This is a genomic window from Psychrilyobacter sp. (genome assembly GCF_037132775.1).
Taxonomy (GTDB): Bacteria; Fusobacteriota; Fusobacteriia; order Fusobacteriales; family Fusobacteriaceae; genus Psychrilyobacter.
Map to the genome: position 1 here is coordinate 1 of NZ_JBAHZY010000112.1, position 7658 is coordinate 7658.

Genomic DNA, 7658 nt, shown 5'->3' on the forward strand with positions numbered 1-7658 from the left:
GTTTTTTAAGATATAAATTATAGACAGCTCTACAATTCCCTATATTTTGATGTATCTTTTGTTCTTGTTCTTCAGTTGGTTTAATTTCTATTAGATAAGCTTTCATTTTTAATCACCTTCTTGTATTTTCTTAACCCGTAATTCCTATCAATTTTTCAAATTTACTGATTGCATACATATAAAACACCTCTCTACTACAATATGCCTTAAATTTATACAAAAATCAATAGAAATCTATAAATTTTTAGTTACTGTTACTAACTCCCATTTATATAGTTTCTATGACTAATTATATACACATGAAAGTATAATCGCAACACTTTTATAAAAACATAATTAAAAAACATTGAAAAGTAATTAAAAAAAGTAACTTCGATTAAAGTCGATATTGAACAAGCATCAGGGTATAGCTCCAGTGAAACTTCAATTCCTATTTTTAAAGGATTAAATATTAAAGATATAACGGTCATTGTAGGAAGTTTAATAGCAGAAATAATAGGAGTATTTCTAATTATTGCCAAATTCATGTTTGATAATCGGTGGGGACTTGATACCCGATAGGGGGAACTATGAATTGGAAGAAGCGAAAAGAAATAAGGTTATCTGAAATGCAAGTTTTGGAAATACAAAGAAAAGATAAAGCCAAGATTGGATGGCTATCTATGAATAAAACAGAAAATTAGAATTTAGATCTGTGTAATCTGCGACAAAAAAGACTTAAGAGCTAAGTTTCATAGGTGTAAATATATATTTTCAAGGAGGAATATAATTAGTAAGACAAAAATTCATATTCATGTTTGACAACTTTAAATTTATAATGAAGAATATATTTGAAAACCAAATTAATATAGTGGCAACATAATAAACTATGTTATATTGATTACATCAGATATATGAGGTAGAAAAACATGAAAAAGTTTGATCCTATTGCATATAAAAAGATGGTCAAATCTTACCAAGACGAAGACAAACCTACTGGTTGGTTTGACAGTATCTATACCGATGCACAAGGAGATTATAGAGATGTTTTCTGGGCAGACCTTGAACCTAGTCCTTATCTTTTAAAATGGTTAAAAAACTATATTTCCAACCATACAGGACGCAAGGCAATTGTTATTGGATGTGGAGTTGGCGATGATGCGGAGGCCTTGAGTGAAGCAGGATATGAGGTGACTGCCTTTGATATCTCACCTGAAGCAATATGTCTTTGTAAAAACCGTTATTCAAACACCACGGTAAACTATCTTGTAGCAGATCTTTTTGATTACCCATCACAATGGGCTGAAAGTTTTGATCTTGTTTATGAGTGTAACACAATTCAAGTCTTACCAGGTAAGTATAGAATACAAGCACGAGATGCCATGGTCTCACTATTGGCACAGCAGGGAGATATTCTTATCTCATGTAGAAGCCGTCTTAAGGGAGAACAAGAAGATGACATTCCCCTTCCTCTCGATAAAGAGGAAATAGATGGTTTTATACGATGTGGTCTAAGCGAAGAAAGTTTTGAGGACTATGATGACACCCAAGAACCCTCTGTCCCTCATTTTTTTGCCTCTTACAAAAATGAGGTATGACCGAATTGCAACACGAAAAGACAATGCTGATGAGTCTCAAAATATTTCTTTTGTAACATTCATATTTAATATCATAAAAAAAGGACAAATAGATTTAAACTAAATCCATTTGTCCTTTTTTAATTGTGTAGCTATGATTATTAACGTAGGGGGTAATTCATAAATAATCTATACTGTATAGTTACTTATTTCGAAAAATCCTACGCTAGACCTAAAATTCTAATAATTCTGACAATCGTTCTTCCTCTGATACAACTCTTCCTAATTTTTTAGAATATGCCATACATTTTCCATCTATAATCCTTGTTTCTAATGTTCCCTTAGCACTTTCATTTCCTCTTAAATGAGGAGCATCTATAATTCCTTTTTTAATCATATCTGCAATAACTACAGGGTCACACCACGGATCTTTACTTTCAGTATATAATGATTTTATGGTATTCAATAAATATTTAGCCTCTTTTAGCAATTCATTTTTTCTATCCTGTACAACGGTATCCTGTCTCATATCTGCCATTCCATGTAGGGTTGATCTTATAACTCCCCTTACAATTTTACAGCTTTCAATTACGTCTTCAGGTTTTGCTGCATGATCAGCTTCGCTAAATCCTACAACATGTATAATATGAGGCTTTAAAGTCATTGCTAAATATGTAGAAGCTGCTAACTGTCCCTTAGCCACATCTAAATCTGTACTCAGACTAGCCAAACCAGCTCTTACCCCTCTGAACACTGTAAAATTTTCATCTTCCAAAGATTCAATTAATTCAACTTTTGCAAGCATCTTTGCTAAATCCATTCTAGGGTGCATGCAAGCAGGTACATTGAACATATATTGAGAGATATAATTTTTTACACCCATTTTTTTCGCATTATAAGCTGCTATATAAGCCATAACTACACCTATAGTGTCATGAGCATCCCTAAGACTCCAATGATGTCCTTCATTGACTTCTACTGGAATATTCCTTTCGGCATGCCACTTCATCAACTCTTGCCCCTCACTAATAGAGGTAACAAGGGATCTTTTCCCTCTCCCATCTAACACATTATACCAGCACAGAGGTACAGCACACCAAGCATTATTGATTGTACTTTGAAGGAGTTCTGCAGTTTTAAAAATCTCTGCCGTTCCGCTATAAGATCTTAATAGTGGATGGTTTCCTCTTTGAGCAGATTCATATAATTTTTCAAAATCCTCTACTTTTCTTAGAGGCACTCCCCCTGCACCATCTAAATCACGATTCATCTTCTCTGGTGAAAAAAGGTTTTCCTGGGTATTTTGATCAGGTCCTATGGAAATTACATCTAAAACCTTAGCTTCTGCAATTTTTTTAATTCCTTCATAGGTTTCCTCTAAAGATGGCAGTCCAAAATGATGCCTTAGAACAGGATAAGGAAATTTTGATGCTATCCTTTCTATAATATCTTGGGGTTCACAAATGGCAAGATCCTTTGATTTTTTTCCCCTCAAATAACCAATAACCTCGTCTAAATCTTCTGTACTGTCAAATATTTTAGAAAAGAATTTATATTCTTTTGCAAATTCAGCGACAGGTTTTGTCCCACCAAAGATCCACTCAATATTTTCTAATTTGTAAGCATGAATATTTTTTTCAAGTTCATTCAACAAAGGTTTTACCGAATCAGGTGTCAATCTAAATCCAATAGTTACTGCATCAGGACTTTTTTCCAAGATATAATTAATTAATTTTTTTATACTTACAGCCGCTCCTAAAAATTCTGTAGAATGTCCCTCTTCTTCTGCAAGCTTCAAAAAGTTCACAGCACCACCAACATGTACACAATTACCGATTGCTGCTCCTATATATTTTTTCATTACACTTCAACTCCCTTTACATCTAATATATGACCAGTCTTTACAAATTCTTTTATTTCCTCTAAAGATAAGCCTTCTAATCCCATATCAACTATGGTTCTTCCACTCAGATAATAATCTGTATTGTGAAGAACAGACGCCAAATGAATCATAGAATCAATAGTTGGTGTCGGTATCATCAGATGTTTTGCCATATCCCAAATAGGTACAAGACTTTGAGGAACATCTTCAAAAATATACCTAGTATCTAAATTTTCTGGTGCCATGATCCCATAATATCCATTGGTATTTTGGAGTGCTTGACATAATGTATCTCCATGGGTGTTATAAGTATACTCTAGCCAGTCCATCAAAGATAAAACATCAATTTTCAATGCTTTGGCAACCAACATTCGTTCATAGTCAACCTGCTCTATAATTTTTGCTACAGCTGGGGTAATACCTTCTATATAATATTGAAAATTTCCCTTTGTATCTTCAATCCTTCCACAATTTAATATAGTAGGAATTGGATGTAATACGGCACCTATATTATTAAAGCTAGTTTCCAATACACTTTCCGCAGGAGTAAATTCCGGAAAAGCTTGGCCTATCAGATGAATAAATTTATTAGTTTTTGTAGCCGGCAACGCAGCTACTTTGACCTCTTCCTTTCTACTGAAAACTTTTATTTTCCCTTGTTCTATTGCTCTGCACGCAAACAATAAAGTCTGAGCCTCTACAATACACACATTTTTAAATGGGTCATGTTTTTTCAGAATATTTTTAAATTCCAATGCCCCACCTGTTCTACCAGGATTTAATACAATATATTGATTCTGTGTTACAAAACGACTAATTTTATTGGCGATAAATTTATGTGCAGAAGCAGGCAATACAATCATGATTATATCTACATTTTTTATTACTTTTGCTATATTATCTGTAACTAAATTTAACTTTCCCCGTCCATTAACAGAACCTTCTAAATCAATATAGCCTGTTTCTTTTATTTTTTTTATACTTTTCATCGTACGATTATATAAGTTAACCTGATACCCTTTATAAGCTAAATATCCTGCAATTGCTTGGCCTCCATTCCCGGCGCCAATAACTGCAAACTTTATTTTTTTAGGTAGATGTTTTTTCATAGTCCCCCCTTTTTTATTCTTTTTTCCTTATAACAAAGGGTTTAAGAATCACCTTCTATTCTTTTTATTGCTATATCTACAATCTTTAAAATCAATTGTTCATAGCTGATCCCAGCTTGTTCAGCAGTTTTTGGTAGATCACTATAATTTGCCTCCATTCCAGGAAGACTGTTTATTTCTATCACGTAGGGTTGACCATCTTTTACACGAATATCCACTCTCGATAGATCTCGACAACCTAGTGCATCAAATGCTTTGGATACATTTTCTATTATTGATTTTTCTAATTCCTTATCAACTAGTGCCGGGCAGATAAATTTTGTTTGCTCACCACACTCTGTTTTTACTTCAAAAGTATTAAATTTCCCATATTTTTCTGGAACCTCATCAAAGTCAATTTCCATAATTGGAAGTATAATCTTATCCTTTCCATTCCCTATAATTCCCACTGTAAATTCTCTTCCCTCAATAAATTCTTCTACTAAAACAGGAGGTATATATTCATTCAGTAAACTTTTTACCTTCTTTTTTAATTCCTTTTCATTGTATACTACACTATTCTTGTGGATCCCAAATCCAGAACCTTCACAAGCAGGCTTTGCAATCAAAGGAAATTTCAATTCAGAATTCAATTTCTCTTCTGTTTCATTAAAAATTTGAAATTTAGGTGTAGAAACATGATGATAATCAAAGATCTTTTTCGCCACAGACTTATCTAAAGCTAATGCATGTCCCAAAACACTTGAACCTATATAAGGTATTCCTAACATCTCTAAAATAGCCGGAATCTGTGATTGTCTGCTATCTCCTCTAATTCCTGTAGTTAAAAGAAATGCTAAATTAATTTTACTTTTTGATAATTGTTCAATTATTTTTTCATCCGCTATAATTTCTTCTACCTCATATTTGGTGCTTAATATTTCATATATTTCATTTCTTGTCACTGCTTTTTGATGGTCAACGTGTTTCGCCTCTATACCATCTTTATATTCTGCATGTGGTCTATCGTAAATTAAACCTATTTTATAACTCAAAATAATTCCTCCTCCATATGATGTTTCTTCACTTATGCTAAAAAGTATCCCATTTTTCTCAGCTTATCCTTTTCCCTTAAATTTACTTCGATTCTTTAAGCTACATATATTTATAAATCACAAATATAAAATAATAATACTGAGACCTTTACTCTTAATCTTATAACTTATATCACTTAAAGTCAATATTATTATGGTCGGTAAAAAAGAACAACTAAAAATTACTGGAAGTAATGAAAATAAATCTAGTCTTTTTTTTTACCATTTCGACCACCTACTGGATGAATATTCAGGTTACTTTCTATATAAGTTAGTCAATTTTCATAATTTATTTCTCCCAATAGAAAGTTTTTTCTTATTAATTCAATTTTTTTTTCTTACCATTTTTGGCAAGATCTTGTCATATCTGATAAGAACTTCAATACATTATGCACTTTAACAGAACTGGAATCGTTGACATTTTAAAAAATGTGTTTTATAATGGTTAGGTAGTCAAGACAGAGACGACAAATAAATTGGTTAAATTAAAACATTAAAATAATGAAACATTAAAGAGTATATGGAGGAAGTAGAAATGAAAAAAATAGTATTAGGTATGGCATTGGTAATTAGTTCTTTATCTTTTTCTAGCGATAAAGGATCGGTATTAAAAATAAGTGGCATTTTTAATAATTTTAAAAATGAAAGATATCAAGAACAATTGAATACAGATAATTCAATAAAGATAAGTAATATTTTTGGTAATAAAAAACATTAAATAATATATGGAGGTATCAAATATGCAAAGATTTACAATACCAAGAGACTTATACTTCGGAGTTACGGTGAAAAAGTAACTTTCTAAAAGATTTTATAGAAAAAGGCTGACTATTCAGTTAGCCTTTTTTGTTTATTAAATTTATAAAAACTTTTGAGGATCTACACTTTTAGGAGGTACAAAATAAAAAATAACAAAGCAATCAGTGAAGCTGATAGGTGTTATTTTGGTAGATTTTAAAGTTATAGAAAATGGTGAGTAAGATATTAATACGTGGTTTTATAAAAATTCTGTGACTAAGAGCGTCTATGGTCATATAAGAATTAAGGTAAAAGAATAGGAGGAAGAGATGAAAAAAGTATGCATAATTTATAATGACAATAAAAAAGAAGCTCTTGGCTTTTATGAGAAAACCGTAACATATTTTGAAAAAAATGGACTTGAGGTATGTTCCATAGAGGACGTTAAAAGTTGTGATTTTGCAGTGGTAATAGGGGGAGACGGGACCCTTTTGAGAGCAGGAAAAAAACTGATAGTTAACAGAGACCTTTTTATAATAGCTGTGAATATGGGAAGTCTGGGGTTTCTTACTGAAATAAAGGTTCAGGAAGCTTTTGAAATATATGAGCAGGTACTTAAAGGAGACTATGAATTAGAAGAAAGACGTGTAATGGAAGTAACTATAGGAACAAAAACCCTTTTAGCAATCAATGAGGCGGTTATTTCCAAAGGCGAAATCCTTACTAAGCTAGTGAAAATAGGAGTATATTCCAAAGGATATTTTGTGAATACTTACAGAGCTGATGGTGTTATTATAGCAACGCCCACAGGCTCTACAGGATACTCTCTTTCAGCAGGAGGTCCTATTAAACCCACATTAAATGCAATGCTAGTAACACCGATTGCTCCGCATAATTTAAGTCTTAGACCTATAGTTATAGATGGTAACGAAGAATTAGTTTGTTCTATTGAAGATTTAGATCAAGTAGGATATCTCACAGTAGATGGAGAACAAATTTGTAAAATATCCCCTGAAAACAAAATAAAGATAAAATATTCAAATAAAACTTTAAAATTAGTTTTACCTAAAAATAGAGACTATTATGATGTATTAAGGGAAAAACTTAAGTGGGGAAATAAGTTATATTAAAGTAGTTGCTAATAGAAGGTATTATATAGCAATGGAATTTAAAAAAGATGATTCCTGTAGAATACAGAAATCATCTTTTAGTTTGGGTCTGTCCCAAATTACGTGTAAATTACATTTCTTAGCTGATAGAGGGTATCTTAATTGGTACCCTTTTCATTTACCTATTTTTT

6 protein-coding genes are annotated in these 7658 nt (G+C 31.9%); 3 read left to right on the forward strand and 3 right to left on the reverse strand.

The features are described 5' to 3' along the window. The first annotated feature begins 908 nt into the window (after positions 1-908). A complete protein-coding gene (locus V5784_RS07460; RefSeq protein ID WP_336888402.1) occupies positions 909-1577 on the forward strand; it encodes a class I SAM-dependent methyltransferase in 669 nt (222 codons plus the stop codon). A 211-nt stretch (positions 1578-1788) separates the two neighbouring features. Here the strand turns inward: V5784_RS07460 and V5784_RS07465 are convergent, their stop codons facing one another. The 3 genes from V5784_RS07465 to V5784_RS07475 are packed head-to-tail and all read right to left on the reverse strand — an operon-like array spanning position 1789 to position 5581. Beyond that, a complete protein-coding gene (locus tag V5784_RS07465) occupies positions 1789-3417 on the reverse strand; it encodes a hypothetical protein (protein WP_336888403.1) in 1629 nt (542 codons plus the stop codon). Further along, the gene (locus V5784_RS07470; RefSeq protein ID WP_336888404.1) at positions 3417-4547 is read right to left on the reverse strand and encodes an NAD/NADP octopine/nopaline dehydrogenase family protein; all 1131 of its coding nucleotides are present in this window, start codon (positions 4545-4547) and stop codon (positions 3417-3419) included. Before V5784_RS07470 ends, V5784_RS07465 begins: the two co-directional genes overlap by 1 nt. 41 nt (positions 4548-4588) lie before the next feature. Beyond that, on the reverse strand, positions 4589-5581 hold the full coding sequence (locus V5784_RS07475) for an ATP-grasp domain-containing protein (protein ID WP_336888405.1): 993 nt from the start codon (positions 5579-5581) through the stop codon (positions 4589-4591). Between the two features lie 574 nt (positions 5582-6155). On the opposite strand from V5784_RS07475, the gene V5784_RS07480 reads away from it, so the two are divergent. Both V5784_RS07480 and V5784_RS07485 read left to right on the forward strand, forming a co-directional pair. After that, entirely contained in the window at positions 6156-6338 is a 183-nt protein-coding gene (locus V5784_RS07480) for a hypothetical protein (RefSeq protein WP_336888406.1), read from the forward strand. Positions 6339-6687: 349 nt separating this feature from the next. Next, positions 6688-7488 carry an NAD(+)/NADH kinase gene (locus V5784_RS07485; RefSeq protein ID WP_336888407.1) on the forward strand — a complete coding sequence of 267 codons (801 nt, stop codon included), beginning with the start codon at positions 6688-6690 and terminating at the stop codon, positions 7486-7488. Positions 7489-7658 lie beyond the last annotated feature (170 nt).

Bases quoted from the DNA above. Each gene is read 5' to 3' on its own strand.
- V5784_RS07460 (WP_336888402.1), top strand. From the start codon at position 909: ATGAAAAAGTTTGATCCTATTGCATATAAAAAGATGGTCAAATCTTAC.
- V5784_RS07465 (WP_336888403.1), bottom strand. From the start codon at position 3,417: ATGAAAAAATATATAGGAGCAGCAATCGGTAATTGTGTACATGTTGGT.
- V5784_RS07470 (WP_336888404.1), bottom strand. From the start codon at position 4,547: ATGAAAAAACATCTACCTAAAAAAATAAAGTTTGCAGTTATTGGCGCC.
- V5784_RS07480 (WP_336888406.1), top strand. From the start codon at position 6,156: ATGAAAAAAATAGTATTAGGTATGGCATTGGTAATTAGTTCTTTATCT.
- V5784_RS07485 (WP_336888407.1), top strand. From the start codon at position 6,688: ATGAAAAAAGTATGCATAATTTATAATGACAATAAAAAAGAAGCTCTT.